The organism is Nonomuraea soli (assembly GCF_013761175.1).
GTDB classification, from domain to species: Bacteria; Actinomycetota; Actinomycetes; order Streptosporangiales; family Streptosporangiaceae; genus Nonomuraea; species Nonomuraea soli.
Map to the genome: position 1 here is coordinate 16,272 of NZ_JACDUR010000002.1, position 14,880 is coordinate 31,151.

Annotated in this window: 15 protein-coding genes; 7 read left to right on the plus strand and 8 right to left on the minus strand. The window is 71.6% G+C overall.

The features are described 5' to 3' along the window. Nucleotides 1-59: 59 nt before the first annotated feature. Nucleotides 60-2,138 (plus strand): heavy metal translocating P-type ATPase, encoded by a 2,079-nt coding sequence (locus HNR30_RS07480; protein WP_181609012.1) that lies wholly within the window; start codon nt 60-62, stop codon nt 2,136-2,138. On the opposite strand, the gene HNR30_RS07485 is transcribed toward HNR30_RS07480, so the two are convergent. Then, complete coding sequence (locus HNR30_RS07485) at nt 2,071-3,066, minus strand: TerC/Alx family metal homeostasis membrane protein (protein WP_181609013.1); 996 nt, start codon at nt 3,064-3,066, stop codon at nt 2,071-2,073. The two genes, HNR30_RS07480 and HNR30_RS07485, sit on opposite strands and share 68 nt — an antisense overlap. A 188-nt stretch (nt 3,067-3,254) precedes the next feature. Further along, nucleotides 3,255-4,613: a glucose-6-phosphate dehydrogenase gene (locus HNR30_RS07490; RefSeq protein ID WP_181609014.1), complete on the minus strand. Its 1,359-nt coding sequence runs from the start codon at nt 4,611-4,613 to the stop codon at nt 3,255-3,257. Nucleotides 4,614-4,685: 72 nt separating this feature from the next. Between HNR30_RS07490 and HNR30_RS07495 the strand changes: the two genes are divergently transcribed. Next, nucleotides 4,686-5,450, plus strand: coding sequence for a hypothetical protein (locus tag HNR30_RS07495; protein WP_181609015.1), 765 nt, complete (start codon nt 4,686-4,688; stop codon nt 5,448-5,450). Nucleotides 5,451-5,461: 11 nt separating this feature from the next. Here the strand turns inward: HNR30_RS07495 and HNR30_RS07500 are convergent, their stop codons facing one another. Beyond that, nucleotides 5,462-6,661 carry an MFS transporter gene (locus HNR30_RS07500; protein ID WP_181609016.1) on the minus strand — a complete coding sequence of 400 codons (1,200 nt, stop codon included), beginning with the start codon at nt 6,659-6,661 and terminating at the stop codon, nt 5,462-5,464. A 130-nt stretch (nt 6,662-6,791) separates the two neighbouring features. On the opposite strand from HNR30_RS07500, the gene HNR30_RS49980 reads away from it, so the two are divergent. Genes HNR30_RS49980 through HNR30_RS07515 form a run of 3 tightly spaced genes read left to right on the plus strand, consistent with a single transcriptional unit; the run spans nt 6,792 to nt 8,850 of the window. Next, on the plus strand, nt 6,792-7,481 hold the full coding sequence (locus HNR30_RS49980) for a helix-turn-helix domain-containing protein (protein WP_181609017.1): 690 nt from the start codon (nt 6,792-6,794) through the stop codon (nt 7,479-7,481). A 56-nt stretch (nt 7,482-7,537) separates the two neighbouring features. Next, entirely contained in the window at nt 7,538-8,089 is a 552-nt protein-coding gene (locus tag HNR30_RS07510; RefSeq protein ID WP_181609018.1) for a dihydrofolate reductase family protein, read from the plus strand. Beyond that, entirely contained in the window at nt 8,086-8,850 is a 765-nt protein-coding gene (locus HNR30_RS07515) for an alpha/beta fold hydrolase (protein WP_220133372.1), read from the plus strand. Before HNR30_RS07510 ends, HNR30_RS07515 begins: the two co-directional genes overlap by 4 nt. Before the next feature lie 77 nt (nt 8,851-8,927). On the opposite strand, the gene HNR30_RS07520 is transcribed toward HNR30_RS07515, so the two are convergent. Beyond that, entirely contained in the window at nt 8,928-9,758 is an 831-nt protein-coding gene (locus HNR30_RS07520) for an oxidoreductase (RefSeq protein ID WP_181609019.1), read from the minus strand. A gap of 313 nt (nt 9,759-10,071) precedes the next feature. Continuing rightward, entirely contained in the window at nt 10,072-10,962 is an 891-nt protein-coding gene (locus HNR30_RS07525) for a phytanoyl-CoA dioxygenase family protein (protein ID WP_181609020.1), read from the minus strand. A gap of 90 nt (nt 10,963-11,052) precedes the next feature. On the opposite strand from HNR30_RS07525, the gene HNR30_RS07530 reads away from it, so the two are divergent. Next, entirely contained in the window at nt 11,053-11,910 is an 858-nt protein-coding gene (locus HNR30_RS07530; RefSeq protein WP_181609021.1) for a helix-turn-helix transcriptional regulator, read from the plus strand. A 15-nt stretch (nt 11,911-11,925) separates the two neighbouring features. On the opposite strand, the gene HNR30_RS07535 is transcribed toward HNR30_RS07530, so the two are convergent. Continuing rightward, a complete protein-coding gene (locus HNR30_RS07535; RefSeq protein ID WP_181609022.1) occupies nt 11,926-12,489 on the minus strand; it encodes an FG-GAP repeat domain-containing protein in 564 nt (187 codons plus the stop codon). A gap of 217 nt (nt 12,490-12,706) precedes the next feature. Between HNR30_RS07535 and HNR30_RS07540 the strand changes: the two genes are divergently transcribed. Beyond that, on the plus strand, nt 12,707-13,102 hold the full coding sequence (locus HNR30_RS07540) for an STAS domain-containing protein (protein WP_181609023.1): 396 nt from the start codon (nt 12,707-12,709) through the stop codon (nt 13,100-13,102). 101 nt (nt 13,103-13,203) lie between these two features. Here HNR30_RS07540 and HNR30_RS07545 read toward each other — a convergent pair whose 3' ends face one another. After that, nucleotides 13,204-14,046 carry a MerR family transcriptional regulator gene (locus tag HNR30_RS07545; protein WP_181609024.1) on the minus strand — a complete coding sequence of 281 codons (843 nt, stop codon included), beginning with the start codon at nt 14,044-14,046 and terminating at the stop codon, nt 13,204-13,206. Between the two features lie 91 nt (nt 14,047-14,137). Continuing rightward, a complete protein-coding gene (locus tag HNR30_RS07550) occupies nt 14,138-14,602 on the minus strand; it encodes an SRPBCC family protein (protein ID WP_181609025.1) in 465 nt (154 codons plus the stop codon). Between the last annotated feature and the right edge of the window lie 278 nt (nt 14,603-14,880).

Below are 14,880 nucleotides of genomic sequence, written 5' to 3' on the forward strand. Positions count from 1 at the left end.
GGTGTCTCATTGCCTTCGGGCGGGGACGCCAGGGGAGGGGCGACGGGGGAAGGGCGAGCATGGATCACGGGGAGTCCACGAGCCACGATCACGCGGGTCACGGCAGTCACGGCAGTCACGGTGATCACGTGGCGGGTTTCCGGCGCCTGTTCTGGATCATGCTGATCCTCGCGGTCCCCGTGGTCGCGTGCTCGCCGATGTTCGCCGATCTGCTCGGCTACACCCTCCCCGGCCTGCCCGGGCTGGCGTGGGTGTCGCCGGTGCTGGGAACGCTGATGTACCTGTGGGGCGGCCGCCCCTTCCTCGCCGGGGCGGCGGCCGAGCTGAGGGCACGCAAGCCCGGCATGATGACCCTGATCGCGCTGGCGATCACCGTCGCCTTCCTGGCGTCATGGGGCGCCAGCCTCGGCCTGCTGGAGCATGAGCTCGACTTCTGGTGGGAGCTGGCGCTCCTGATCGTGATCATGCTGCTGGGCCACTGGATCGAGATGCGATCACTGGCCAGGACCACCTCGGCGCTCGACTCCCTGGCCGAACTGCTGCCGGACGAGGCCGAACGCGTCGAGCCGGACGGGGAGACCACCACGGTCGCGCCCGCCGCGCTGAGGGTGGGCGACCTGGTGGTGGTGCGTCCCGGCGGCAGGGTGCCCGCCGACGGCGTGGTCGTCGCGGGCTCGGCGGGCATGGACGAGTCCATGATCACCGGGGAGTCCCGTCCCGTACGGCGGAGCGAGGGCGACGCGGTGACCGCCGGGGCGGTCGCGACCGACTCCGGGCTGCGGATCCGGGTGAGCGCGGTCGGCCAGGACACCGCGCTGGCCGGGATCGGCCGGCTGGTGGCCGAGGCGCAGAACTCCTCGTCTCGGGCGCAGCGCCTGGCCGACACCGCGGCGGCCTGGCTGTTCTGGTTCGCGCTCGGCGCGGCGATCCTCACCGCCGTGGTGTGGACGCTGATGGGGCGCCCCGACGAGGCGATCGTGCGGAGCATCACGGTCCTGGTCATCGCCTGCCCGCACGCGCTGGGCCTGGCCATCCCGCTGGTCGTGGCGATCGCCTCGGAACGCGCGGCCCGCGGCGGCATGCTGATCAAGGACCGCCTGGCACTCGAGAGCATGCGACGGGTACGGGCCGTGGTCTTCGACAAGACGGGCACCCTCACCAAGGGCAGGCCGGCGGTCACCGCCGTGGTCCCGGGCGACGAGGTGCTGGCGCTCGCCGCCTCCGCCGAGGGCGACTCCGAGCATCCGCTGGCACGGGCCATCGTCTCCGCGGCCCGCGACCGCGGCCTGCGCGTTCCGGCGGCGTCGGGTTTCTCCTCCGCGCCGGCCGTGGGCGTCACCGCGACCGTGGACGGCGCCACGGTGCGGGTCGGCGGGCCCGCGATGCTCGCCGAAGAGGGAGCGGCCGAGGTCGACGCCGCGCGCGCCTGGCGTGCGGACGGCTCCATCATCCTGCACGTCCTGAACGACGGACACGTCGCCGGAGCCATCGCACTGGCCGACGAGATCCGTCCCGAGTCACGCGCGGCCGTGACCGCGCTGCGGGAACGCGACATCGAGGTCGTCATGATGACCGGCGACGCCGCCGCCGTGGCCGAGGCGGTCGGACGGGACCTGGGCATCGATCGTGTCTTCGCGGGAGTCCGCCCGGAGGAGAAGGCCGGACGCCTCCAGCAGCTCCAGGACGAGGGCACGATGACCGCGATGGTCGGCGACGGCGTCAACGACGCGCCCGCTCTGGCCCAGGCGGACGTCGGTGTCGCCATCGGAGCCGGCACCGACGTCGCGATCGGGTCGGCGGGGGTGATCCTCGCCGGCGACGATCCACGCTCGGTCATCGCGCTCATCGACCTCTCCCGGGCCGCCTACCGCAAGATGAAGCAGAACCTGTGGTGGGCGGCCGGATACAACCTCATCGCGGTGCCGCTGGCCGCGGGCGTCCTGGCACCGGTGGGGTTCGTCATGCCGATGTCGGTCGGGGCGTTGCTGATGTCGTTGTCGACCGTGGTGGTGGCGCTGAACGCCCAGCTGCTTCGCCGGCTCGACCTGCGCCCTGACACGGTCGTCCCGCTCAGCTCCGCTCGACCGGCTCCCGGGCGGCCCGCGCCTCCTCGGCCCGGGACGCTCGCAGGCTCGTGACCGTGACCGTGAGCAGGACCCCGATGATGACCCCGAGCGAGGCCAGCGTGGGGATCTCGGGCACCCAGGCCCAGATGCCGTGAGCCCAGTGCAGGACCAGCTTGACCCCGATGAACGCCAGGATGACGGCCAGGCCGTGGTTGAGGTGGCGCAGCTTGGCCAGGACCCCCTGCAGCACGAAGTAGAGCGCCCGCAGGCCCAGCAGGGCGAACGCGTTGGTCGCGAACACCAGGAAGGGGTCCTCCGTCACGCCGTACACCGCCGGGACCGAGTCGACGGCGAAGACGATGTCGGTGGCGAAGACGGCGACCATGGCCAGCGCGAGGGGCGTCAGCGCGCGGCGGCCGCCCTGCCGTACGACCAGGCGGGAGCCGTGGTAGTCGTCGGTGACCGGCATGAACCTGCGCACCAGCCGGATGCTGCGCATGGAGGAGATGTCCACCGCCTGTTCACGATGGGACAGCGCCTCCTTGAGAATCTTGATCGCGGTCGCGACGAGGATGGCGCCGAACAGCAGGAACGCCCAGGTGCCGCTCTGCAGGACGGCCGCGCCCAGGGCGATGAAGACCGCGCGGAGCACCAGAGCCCCGACGATGCCGTACAGCAGGACCCGCTGGGCCAGCTCGGCGGGGACGGCGAAGGCCGCCAGCAGCAGCATGAACACGAACAGGTTGTCGACCGACAGCGACTTCTCCACCACGTAGCCGGTGAAGAACTCGGCCGCGACGCCGCCGCCGTGGGCCTGCCACACGTAGAAGCCGAAGCCGACGGGAAGGGCCAGGTAGAACACCGACCAGCCGACCGCCTCCCGCATGCTCACCGCGTGCGGGCGGCGCGTGAGCAGGAAGTCGATGATCAGGAGCAGGGCCAGGACGGCCAGGGTGACGCCCCAGAGAAAGGGCGTGCCGATAGTCGTGGCGTTGGACACGAAGGGTCCTCCTCGAACGCACGTCGTCGTTCGAGGTCTCCTTCACCCGGACATCCGGGCGGCCGTCCGGGGACACCAGGTCGTGTCCGTATTGACCGGATCGGCACTTGGGAAGTACTCCCCTCGCGCCGTCCAGGTTATGGCCTTCGGTCGTATCCGTCCAGGCAGGAGCCTCGGGTGCCCGATGACTACCGAGGCGCGTTCTCCAGCGGCGACCACCGGCCGTCGCGGGTCAGCCGGTCGGCCTCCTCCGGCCCCCACGTCCCCGGCCGGTAGACGACGGGCGCGCCGGGCGGGCCGAGGATGTCGCCGACGATGCGCCAGCACTCCTCGACGATGTCCATGCGCGAGAAGCGGTGCGGGTCGCCGGTGACGGCGTCCTCGAGGATGTGCGTGTAGGCGCGGACGTCGTCGCCCGACAGGCAGGCGAAGTCGAGCGTGGCGGCGACCGGGTCGGTCCCGTCGCCGCCGGCGCTCTTGGCCAGCAGGTCGAAGGTGACGCCCGGGTTCGGGTCGAGGCGGAAGCGGATGAGGTTGGCGGGGGAGCCCCCGGCGGGCTGGAGCTCGATGACGATCTCCAGGGTCTTGGCGGCCATGCTCTTGCCCGCGCGGATGGTGAACGGCACGCCCGACCAGCGTTCGTCGTCCACGTACAGCCGCAGCGCGGCGTAGGTCTCCGTGGTGGAGTCCGGCTTGACGCCCGCCACGTCCCGGTAGCCCGCGTACTGCCCGCGCACGTAGTCGGCGGGCAGGACCGCGCGCACCGTTCTCAGCACCTCGGCCTTGGCGTCCAGGATCGCCACCGGGTCGTCGCCCGCGGGCCGGTCCATGATGAGGAAGGCCAGCGTCTGCAGCAGGTGGTTCTGGACCACGTCCTGCAGCGCGCCGACGGCGTCGTAGAAGGAGCCGCGGTCGGCCACGTCGAAGTCCTCGGCCATGGTGATCTGCACGCCGCGCACGTGCGGGCCGGTCAGGGCGGCGCTCATCAGCGTGTTGGCGGTGCGGAACGTCAGCAGGTCCTCGATCACGTCCTTGCCGAGGAAGTGGTCGACGCGGCGCAGCCGTTCCTCCGGGAAGAAGCGGGTCAGCGTGTCCTGGAGCTCGCGGGCGGAGGCCAGGTCGTGGCCGAACGGCTTCTCCACCACCAGCCGCGCCCGCTCGTTCAGCCCGGCCGCGGCGAGGTTGGCCGCGACGGTGGTGAACAGGCTGGGCGGGATGGCGAGGTAGTGCGCCAGGTGGCCCAGGCCGTCGGTCTGCTCGGCGATGCCGGCGAAGGTTCCGGCGTCGTCGTAGTCGACGACGGCCACGCGCAGCAGCTCGCAGAGGCTCGCGAAGGTCTTCTCGTCCAGCGGCAGGCGAGCGGAGATCGCCTCGCGGGCGCGTTGCCGTACCTTGTCGAGCGTCCAGTCGCCCCGCACGACCCCGACCACGGGTTCGGTCAGCCTGCCCTGCTCGACGAGCCGGTACAGGGCGGGCAGCAGGCTCTTCCTGGCCAGGTCGCCGGTGATGCCGAACAGGACGAGCGCCTCGGCGCGTGGTGTGCTCATGGTTCCTCCCCCGGCTCCACTCCGAAGAGTCACTATATGTCACTCTGTGTATCGTTGCGGGAGGGGGTTGTCATGGGGGAATGGTTCGCGCGGGAGATCGTGGACTCCGGTCGGCTGCGCCTGTTCTGCTTCCTCTCCGCGTTCATCGTGACCTTCCTGTTCATCCGGTTCAGCGTGCGCATGATCCGCCGCCAGGTGCGCTGGTGGCCGGGAAACGTCACACCCGGCGGCCACCACATCCATCACGTGGTCTTCGGGCTGGTGTTCATGTGCGTGGGAGGGATCGGCGGCCTGGTGATCGAGGCGCCGTCGTCGCCCGCGGCGGCCGTGACGGCCACCCTGTTCGGCATCGGGACCGCGCTGGTGCTGGACGAGTTCGCCCTGGTGCTGCACCTGAAGGACGTCTACTGGTCGGAGCAGGGACGGCTGTCCGTGCAGGTGGTCTTCATCGCCATCGCCCTGTGCGGGCTGGCGTTGCTCGGCCTGCGGCCGCTGGGCATCGAGGACTTCGGTCCCGACGACGGCGACGACGTCGCGGAGGCGGCCTGGGTGGTCGGCCTCACGCTGGTCTTCAACCTCGCGATGGCCTCGATCACCCTGCTCAAGGGGAAGGTGTGGACCGGGCTCATCGGCCTGTTCGTGACGCTGTTCTCGATCGTCGGCGCGATACGGCTGGCCAGGCCGGGCTCCCCTTGGGCACGCCGGCGGTACCCCGAAGGTTCGCCCAAGCTCGCCAGGGCGGCCAGGCGGGAGGCACGGCTGTACCTCCCCGTCCGCCACCTGGCCACGAAACTGGGCGATCTCGTCGCGGGCGGCCCCTCACCGCCCAGGAAGTAGGGTCGGTCCGGTCACGAGACCACCGGGCGGCTCAGATGCCGGGCGGCGGGGGAGAGCCAGACCAGGCACAGAGCGGTCACGGCCGACACCAGCGAACCCACGATGGTCGCCTCGGGGCTCAGCTCGTACAGGAAGGTGCCGAGCGCGGGCCCGGCGATGAAGGTGGCCCCGACCGTGGCGTTGACCAGGCCGGAGACCGAACCCTGCTGGTCGGGGCCGACGACGAGGCTGGGGGCGGCGGTGAAGCCGGGCACCGCCAGCCCGAGCCCCAGGGCGAGCAGGCCGAACGCCACGGCGATGAGCCACAGATCGTGCGCCGCGTACAGGACGACGAACGAGGCCGCGGCGACGGGCGCGCCGACCCGCATGAGGCGCAGCGCCGACCAGCCCAGTGCCGGGACCACGGCGGCCTGGACACCGACGAGGACGACACCGGCGGTCACCAGGACGATGCCGACGGCGCCCGCGGTCTCCTGCGCGTCCAGGCCCAGCCGGTCGGCGACGAGGAAGCCGACGACGACCTGAACCAGGCCCAGCGACAGGTAGAGGAAGAAGCCCGTGGCCAGCAGCGGCCACATGTTCGCCTGCCACGGGCGCACCCCGGCCGGACGCGGGCCGTCGACACGAGGCGGCCGGGCCGGCCGCACCGTGACCAGCACCCAGACGAGCAGCAGCGCGGACAGCACGGGCGCGACGTAGAGCGGGACCATCAGCGAGATCACCGCGAGGGCTCCGCCCCCGGCGGGACCGACGACCAGCGACAGGCCCTGCGACGCCCCGACCAGGCTGGTGGCGCGGGTCCTGTCGGCCTCCGGGACGGTGCCGGCCACGGCGAGCGCGGCCACCGGCACCGCCGCGAGCCCCACGCCGAACACCAGGCTCCTGGCCACCAGCATCAGCACGAACGTGGCGCCCGGCTCCAGCGCGCCGTCGAGCCCGGCGGCCGACACGGCGGCGAACCCGGCCAGGCCCAGGGTGGAGAGCCCGAGCCCGATCACGAGCACCGCGCGTAACCCGATCGCCCGCAGCGCGCTGCCCCATAACGGGCTGGCGACGGTCAGCGCGGCGGCGGACACCGTGACGACCAGCCCGAGCTGCGTCTCGGTCAGCCGCAGCGCTCGCGACAGAGGCGCCAGCACCGGGGTGAGCAACTGCTGGGCCGAGAACAGGACGATCGCCGCGATGAGCAGTGGAGCCATGGCTTTGGTCACAGGGTCTCCTCAAGGTCGTTACGGGCCAACCTAGACCTGGCCGGGCTCCGGCGGGTGATCAATCAGGCAGTGCGACCCCTCCACGGCCACGGCCTCACCGATCGTGTCCCACGGACTAGACTCACGCCGGGTGGGGCTCATCTTCAACGCGGTGGCCGGCGAGATCCCGCTCGTGCAACGGGTGTGGACGGCCCGATGCGAAGCCACGACCGGCTTCACCTCGGTGGTCAAGACCTCGTCCATGATCGCGTTCGCGCGAGGCGGCGGCCGGCTGACGGTGCACGTGCGCGGACCGGAGACGAGCGGCACCTCGATGACGTGCCCGGAGGGCGCGGAGTTCTTCGGCGCGGAGTTACGCCTCGGCGCCTACCTGCCGCTCCACCCGCCCTCCCAGCTCACCGACCTCAGGGACGCCCTGCTGCCCACGCTGCCCGGCGGCCGGATCCTGCTGGACAACCGTGACTGGGAGATGCCGACCGAGCAGAACCTCGACGTCTTCGTCGGCAGGCTGGTGCGCGCCGGGCTGCTGGCCTTCGACCCGCTCGTCGACGAGATCCGGCACGGCGAACGGCCACGCGGCATGTCGGAGCGGATCGCGCAGCTGCGATTCCGCCGGGCCGTGGGGATCTCCCATCGCAAGCTCGCCAGCATCGAGCGGGCACGGCACGCCGCGCGACTCCTCACAGCGGGCACGACGATCGCCGAGGCGGTCACCGCCGGCGGATTCTACGATCAGGCGCAACTCGCGCGGGCCATCCGGTGGGCGACCGGTCACACCCCGGGCGAGCTGAGGTCCACGAGCACGTTCCTGGCGTGGTGATCGGGGTTCGGTTCGATACAAGACGGGGCGATCAGCTGGATGGTTGACTCCCGGACGTGCGAAAACTGATCGAATACAACCACCTGTCGATCGACGGCAGGATGTCCGGCGACGCCTGGTGGGCCGGGCAGGCGGAGGTCGTCCCGAACGACAACCATTTCGCCTATCAGCTGGGGTTGCTGTCCTCGGCGGTCGGTCTCGTGCTCGGGCGGGTGACCTACGAGAACTTCGCCCAGGTCTGGCCGACCATGACCGGGGACGTCGCGGACAAGATCAACTCCCTGCCCAAGCACGTCGCCTCCACCACGCTCACCGGGACCACGTGGAACGCGCAGGTGCTGCCCGGCGACCCGGTCGAGGCGGTCGCCCGGCTCAAGCAGGCCGGCGAGGGCACCCTGGTGAAGTACGGCAACGGCCCCTTCAGCCGGGCACTGCTCGAAGCGGGACTGATCGACGAGCTGCATCTGAGCATCTCCCCCTTCGTCGCCGGGTCGGGCGAATCCCTGCTGGACGGCATCGGGACGACCGCCATGGAGCTGACGAAGGTGACCGACCTGGGCAACGGCACGGTGGTCCTGGCCTACGAACCGCGCCGGGAGCCGGCATGACGCAGGGCGCCTACGCCTCGGTGAACGGCATCGACCTCCACTACGAGGTCCTGGGCACCGACCGGCCGGGCCCGCCGCTGGTCATGCTGCACGGCGGCGCGTACACCTTCCGGCTGAGCTTCGACGCCATCCTGCCCGCCCTGACCGCCGAGCGGAAGGTGATCGGTGTCGAGCTGCAGGGGCACGGGCACACCGCCGGAGGCGACCGGCCGTTCACCATCAAGCAGTGCGCCGACGACGTGACCGCCCTGCTCGACCAGCTCGGCGTCGAGGCGGCCGACTGGTTCGGCTACAGCCTGGGCGGGCTGGTGGCCACCGAGGTGGCCGTCACGGACCCGGACCGAGTCCGCAGGGTCGTCCTGGCGGCCTCCCACTTCCGGGCGACCCGCTCCGAGTCCTATCACCGCGACATCACGGACCTGAACCTGGATTCGCCCCGGATGCCGACCGAGGGCGAGTCGGTGGCGATGCAGCGTGCATACGACGAGGTGGCGCCCGACCCCGCGGACTTCCTCCCGTTCGTGATGAAGGTCCAGTCGACGGTGCACGACTTCGAAGGGTGGACCGACGAGCAGCTGGCCCGGCTGACCATGCCGGTCCTCATCATCGTCGGCGACACCGACTTCGTCCGCCTGGAGCACGTCGTCGAGGTGAAGGAGCTGCCGGACGCGCGGCTGGCGGTCCTGCCGGGCACCACGCACATGCGGGTCATCCGTCCCGACCTGGTGGTGCCGATGGTGAGCGAGTTCCTGGGCGAGTGACGTGGCCGTCGGTCGGGCGCCCCCGGGCTCGTCCGGCGACGTCGGCGTGGCGGTCGCCGGAAGGCGCCGCGACCTGTCTACACCAGGCCGGTGGAGAGCGCCACGTGCCGCCATTGATCGAGTTCCCGCTGCACCAGCTCCAGCTTCGCCCGCACCCGCTCGACCGCGTCAGCGCCCAGCTGCAGCCGCAACGGAGGCTCGGCGACCTCCGTCACGTCGACGACGGCCTTGGCGGCCTTGGCCGGATCCCCTGGCTGACGGCCGTCGTGGTGGGCCAGGGCCTCGCGCACCGGCCCCGCCCCGGCGGCGTAGTCCGCGATGGACGCCGGTTCGATCCTCACGCTCGAACCGTTGAGGAAGTCGGTGCGAAAGCCGCCGGGTTCGACGATCGTGACATGGATGCCGAGCGGCGCCAGCTCACCGTGAAGCGCCTCGGAGATGCCCTCGAGCGCGAACTTCGACGCTCCGTACAGGCCCACGCCGGGAGCGGTGGCGAAGCCGCCCACGGAGCCGATGTTCACGACATGCCCGGATCGCCGTTCGCGCAGCACCGGCAGGGTGGCGCGCAACGTGTTCAGGACCCCGAACACGTTGACGTCGAACAAAGCCCGGGCGGCCTCGTCGGAGATCTCCTCGACGGCGCCCACGAGGCCGTAGCCGGCGTTGTTGACCACGACGTCGATCCGCCCGAACCGCTCCAGCCCGGCCCGCACCGCGGCCTGCAGTTGCGGCGCCGAGGTCACGTCCGCGCTCACGGCCAGCAGCCCGGCGGGCTCGTGCGGGTGGGCACGAAGGACCGCTGACGCGTCCCTGGCCGTGGCGATGACGTTGTGCCCCCGGTCCAGGGCCTCGCGGGTGATCTCCGCGCCCAGCCCGCGCGACGCGCCGGTGACGAACCACACGTTCATGTTCTCTTCCCTCTTCAAGCGTCCGATGGAGGATCAGGGAGACCGTAGAACCTCGAGCCGGGTCTAGATCAAGGCCGCATCGGACCGCCGGAGCCCTGATCTCCGACCCCGCCGCGACGGGGGCTCGATCACCGTCCACCGAGGACCGGCCGTCCGCCCCGTCCGCCGACCGCGCCCGGGAGGTCGTCGAGGAACGGGTGGTACGGCTGAGCAGCGGCGACGTCGAGGTCGACCCTCTCGTGACGCCTGGTGGCACCCGGATCCACCGCGTCGGCCCCGGGGGCGCCTCCCGCCCGTCCTGAACGAGGCGTCGTCAGATGCCGTCGTTCGCGTGCCAGTGGTTCTGCCAGCGGGGATCGATCACGTCGGCGGACGACTGGTAGCGGATGTCGGTCGACAGCCGGTACAGGCCCCGAGGGTCGACGTTGTCGAGGGACGCGTGGATGATGTGGGCACCGTGCACCATCATGTCGCCGGCCTCGAAGTCGGCCACGAGCCAGCGCGTGCCGTACTCCTCGGCCAGTCCCGGCAGATCGGCGGTGATCGAGGCAGCCGGGTGGCGGAGCGTGCCCGCCGCCTCCTCGGCGCGCACCCGGTGGTGGCTGCCCTCCAGGTAGATCAGCGGGCCGCGTTCCAGCGGGCAGTCGCCGAGCGGGATCCAGGACGACAGCACCTTGTCCGTGCCCTCACGCAGGTAGACGAGGTCGTAGTGGGCCTGCGTGGCGGTCCCGATGCCCGTTTCGCCCGGCCCGATGTGCCTGATCAGCTTTCTGCGGTGCAGGTGGAGGTCGTCGCCGCCCAGGAGCCACCGGTAGAAGGCGACGATGCGCGGGTGGCGGCACAGCGCCTCGTACTCAGGGCCCGGCACGATCTCACGGAACAACACCCGGCGCATCGCCTCGAGGTCGCGCCCGCCGCCCGCGGCCCTGCCCTCCCGGGGGTCGGTGCCCTGCTCCAGGACGCCGGTCCCGGCGAGAGCGGTGAAGTAGTAGCGGCGGAACTCCAGGATCGTCTCGCGTTCGAGGAAGCCGGGCAGGAAGAGGTAGCCGTCGCGGGCCAGGCGGTGCCGCAGGGCGGCGCGGTCGTGGCGTTCGGTCTGGGGGACGGGTTCGAGCCTGCCGAGCCGCCGCGGACCCGGATCGAGCCGGTGGCCGTTGGAGGTCAGGACATCTGTCGATGACGGACCGGATTCCGTGAGGGTCATGAACCCATGGTCAGGGGCGTTACCGTCGCTAGGATATGCACGGATTTCGGAGTCGTTTGCAGTTTTGTCGGGGCCTGGCGGGAGCATCGGATGGCGGAGTCGGTCGCTCACTACCGGACCCCGCCCGAGGGCGTGCGCGCGCTCGGGCTGGCCCTCACCGGGGCCGGGACGATCCGGGCGCAGAACCGCACGCTCGTACGGCGGACGCTGACCGGCTACGCGGGCGTCCTGGTGACCTCGGGGACAGGACTCCTGACCCTGCACGACCGCCACGGGCGCCACCGGATCGAGCCCGGGATGTTCTTCTGGGTGCCGCCGGGCGTCCCCCACACCTACGGCCCTTCCGCAGGCACCTGGGACGAGACCTGGGTGCTGTTCGAGGGGCCGGGCACGAGCGGCTACGAGGAGCTCGGCTACCTCGGCGGGGGAACGGCGGCGCTCGTGCCGTCCGACCCGGCCGCCGTCGTCACGACCATGGCCGCCCAGGTCGATCGCGCAGGGCGGGCGGCGTCGCTGCAGGACCACGTCGCCCTCGCAGCGGGGCTGCACGCCCTCATCCACGCCGTCGGCCCAGGACGAGGTCCGGCCACGGACCGCAGCGCCGCCTCCTCCCTGGGCCGCCGGGCGATCGCGGCGCTGACGGCCGACCTGGAGCGCCCGGTCAGGATCGGCCGGCTGGCGCGCCAGCTGGCGGTCTCACGCGACACCCTGATCGAGGCGGTGCGCGGAGTCACGGGCGAGACCCCGATCGGCTACCTCACCCGCTACCGCCTGGACCGCGCGAAGGTGATGCTGGCCGACACCGACCTGCCCGTCGGCGGCATCGCCCGCCGGGTCGGCTACGCCGACCACGCCTACTTCACCCGCGTGTTCACCCAGCGGGTGGGCATGGCCCCGACGGCCTTCCGCGAGCAGGTCTCCCGAGACAGGGGCGACCTGGATCGCTAGCCCCAGGCCGCCTGTTCACCACCCCGTGCCGATCTGGGCGCGCTGCTGGCCGCTGTAGCCGCGGACGCTCTCGCCCGGGAAGAGCCAGAGCGGCGTGAAGTAGTGCATGAAGGTGACGATGTCCTGGTGCCCGTCGCCGTCCCAGTCGGCGATCCCGGTGAAGTTGTACAGGGCCCAGTCGGCGCCGATCTGGTAGCGGCCCTGGGTGCTGTAGGCGCGGGTGCTTTCGCCGGGGTAGAGCCACAGCCGGCCGTGGGCGTCGCGGGCCACGATGTCCTGGTGCCCGTCCGCGTCCCAGTCGCCGAGCCCGGCGAAGGCGTAGCCGTTCCAGCCGTTGCCGATCTGGTAGCGGCCCTGGGTGCTGTAGGTGCGGGTGCTTTCGCCGGGGTAGAGCCACAGCCGGCCGTGGGCGTCGCGGGCCACGATGTCCTGGTGCCCGTCGCCGTCCCAGTCGGTGATGCCGGCGAAGTCGTACCCGGACGGCGTCGCCGCGCGCGCCGCCGATGTCGATGTCACGATCGCCGCGGCGGCCGTGACGATCACCGTGGCGGCCGCTGCCGCACGCCGAACCGATGCCATCCGCATGACCACTCCAACGGCGAGAGAATCCGGAACCGCTACCGTTCTGACGCGCGGGACCGCCGCCGGGTTCGCGGCAAGCTTTACCGGCCGTCTGTCGCGCACCGGCCACCGAACTGTTAACTTTATTTCCTAAAGGACGATGGCCGAGGCTGCTCCATCGCGGCCTTCCCAGCGCACGAGCCATCCCCTTGAGAGACTCGGAAGGGAAACGGCCATGCGACTGCGCAAAGCAGCATGGTGCGGCCTGTCGGTCGAGACGCGCATGCGCGACCATGTCTCGATCATCAGCCTCAGCGGAGCCCTGCACGCATCGTCCGCCACCACCCTGGGCGCGGTGTTCGCCGCGGCCCTGGCGCGCGTTCCGCCGCTGGTCGTCGTGGACACCAGAGCGGTCGATGTGATCGACGCCGACGGCCGGGCCCTGCTGGCCGCGGCCCACCGGCACGCGTGCGCCAGTGGCGGGCATCTGATCAAGGTGGCCGCGGACCCAGGTCCCGACGACGGCCTCGAGGTCAGGCCGACGATCCAGGCGGCGGTGGCGGCCCTGATCGCGATGAGCCGTACCGTGCTGAGCGCGCCGATGACCGCCCCCACAGCCGGCTCGGTGTGAGCGGGCCGGTCAACCACAGGACGTGGCCGCCGCCGTTGAGAGGCGGGCCGATCAACGCCGCCGTTGAGAGGTGGGGGCGCGGGCGACCCTGATCGTCGACCTCAGCGGGCCGCCATGACCAGGTCGAGGGTCTGGGACAGCGTGGTGACGTGGACGACGCCCGCGGGCAGGTGCGTTCCCGTCCAGCCGGGACCTGCGGCGAGCACCGTGGCGGCGGCCGTACGGGCCGTGCGCAGCGCCGCGGGGGAGACGGTGGCCCGCGTCTGGGACCACAGCACCACGGCTTTCGGCCTCGCGCGGCCGGCCGCGTCGGCGAGTGCCTGACCGGGGACGTCGGCGCCGAGCATGACGGCGGGTAGCCCTCGCTCGGCCAGGGCGGCGTTGAGCGCTTCCAGCGGCAGCGCATGATGTTCGCCCGCCGTACAGGCCAGCATCGCGACCGGCGGGCCCGCGGCGGGGGTAACCGACTGGTGCAGGCCGGTGGTGACGGCCCACGACAGCAGGTGCTCGACGTCGATGCAGTCACCCTCGGCGCAGACTCGATGCAGCGCGGGGACGCACAGGTGTTCCCAGGTGTCGATCACCCCGTGGGCCGCCAGCGCGCCGGAGATCAACGTGATCATGGTGTGGCCGTCGAGCCGGTGGGCGGCCTCGGCGAGCCGGGCGACGAGCCGGCCGTCCAGGCTGACATCGCCGGGGCGCCGCCCCTGAGCGGTGCGGGCGGCGGCCGCGGGCGGACTGCCCTGGGCGATGAGCCGCCGCATGATGATCAAGGCGGCGATGTCGGACTCGGTGTAGCGGCGGTGCCTGCCGCGCTGGTGGTCGCTCGGGCCCACGCCGTAGCGGTTGTTCCAGCTGCGCAGCGTGGAGACGGGCAGACCCAGCCGGCGCGCCACCACCCCGGCGGCGAAGGTCGGCTCGGCCGGACGGACATCCTGTGTCACCCGCCTATCGTGACACCGAACACGGTGTGTCAGGCGCCTGGACGATGCGCCCGCTCGAACAGCGCATCGTCCAGGCCGGGCCGGCGAGGCCTCAGCTCTGGTGGGGGCCGTTGACCTCGCCCCGCCAGGCACCGGTCTCGCCGCCGCGCTTCTCGATGAACACCCCGAAGCGCCGCAGGTCTGCCTTGACGCGGTGGCCCAGCAGGCCGACGGCGTCGGCGACGTTCTCGGCCACGCCTTCGGGGTCGGTGTCCATCTGCAGGGTGACCCGCGTGTGGTTCTGGTCGAGCCGGTGGAAGGTGACCACCCCGGCGTGCCGGGGGCCGTCGACCGATTCCCAGGCCACCCGCTCGTCGGGGTGCTGCTCGGTGATGCGGGCGTCGAACTCGCGATGGACGCCGCCGACCTTGATCTTCCAGTGGGTCATGGTGTCGCCCTGCTGGGTGATGGACTCCACGCCCTCCATGAACTCGGGGAAGGTCTCGAACTGGGTCCACTGGTCGTAGGCGGTACGGACGGGGACGGCTACGTCGATGGATTCGGTGATGGAGCTCATGCGGGGTGGTCCTCTCTCGTCGTGCCGGGCTCCTGGCCCGGGAGCGGTGTCATGACTGACGCCTGCCCTCACCCATGGAGCTAAACGACGCACAAACGACGCAGCGAGCCCACCCAGCCGGCTGATTGGCCACGCCCACACCTCGCGGCCCGTCGCCGTGTCGATGCTCGGGCATCGATCGACTTCGGCGTACGGTGCGTAGTGGAGGGCGTGGAGGGCGCCGGCTCCACCCGACCCTGTCGACAGGGCGTTCCGTTCTCGATCGCCGTGGCGCACCC

What these genes read in the sequence shown, in the direction of transcription:
- HNR30_RS07495 (WP_181609015.1), top strand. Translation starts at nt 4,686, where the DNA reads ATGGGGGAATGGTTCGCGCGGGAGATCGTGGACTCCGGTCGGCTGCGC.
- HNR30_RS07530 (WP_181609021.1), top strand. Translation starts at nt 11,053, where the DNA reads ATGGCGGAGTCGGTCGCTCACTACCGGACCCCGCCCGAGGGCGTGCGC.
- HNR30_RS07550 (WP_181609025.1), bottom strand. Translation starts at nt 14,602, where the DNA reads ATGAGCTCCATCACCGAATCCATCGACGTAGCCGTCCCCGTCCGTACC.
- HNR30_RS07480 (WP_181609012.1), top strand. Translation starts at nt 60, where the DNA reads ATGGATCACGGGGAGTCCACGAGCCACGATCACGCGGGTCACGGCAGT.
- HNR30_RS07520 (WP_181609019.1), bottom strand. Translation starts at nt 9,758, where the DNA reads ATGAACGTGTGGTTCGTCACCGGCGCGTCGCGCGGGCTGGGCGCGGAG.
- HNR30_RS07490 (WP_181609014.1), bottom strand. Translation starts at nt 4,613, where the DNA reads ATGAGCACACCACGCGCCGAGGCGCTCGTCCTGTTCGGCATCACCGGC.
- HNR30_RS07540 (WP_181609023.1), top strand. Translation starts at nt 12,707, where the DNA reads ATGCGACTGCGCAAAGCAGCATGGTGCGGCCTGTCGGTCGAGACGCGC.
- HNR30_RS07535 (WP_181609022.1), bottom strand. Translation starts at nt 12,489, where the DNA reads ATGGCATCGGTTCGGCGTGCGGCAGCGGCCGCCACGGTGATCGTCACG.
- HNR30_RS07515 (WP_220133372.1), top strand. Translation starts at nt 8,086, where the DNA reads ATGACGCAGGGCGCCTACGCCTCGGTGAACGGCATCGACCTCCACTAC.
- HNR30_RS07525 (WP_181609020.1), bottom strand. Translation starts at nt 10,962, where the DNA reads ATGACCCTCACGGAATCCGGTCCGTCATCGACAGATGTCCTGACCTCC.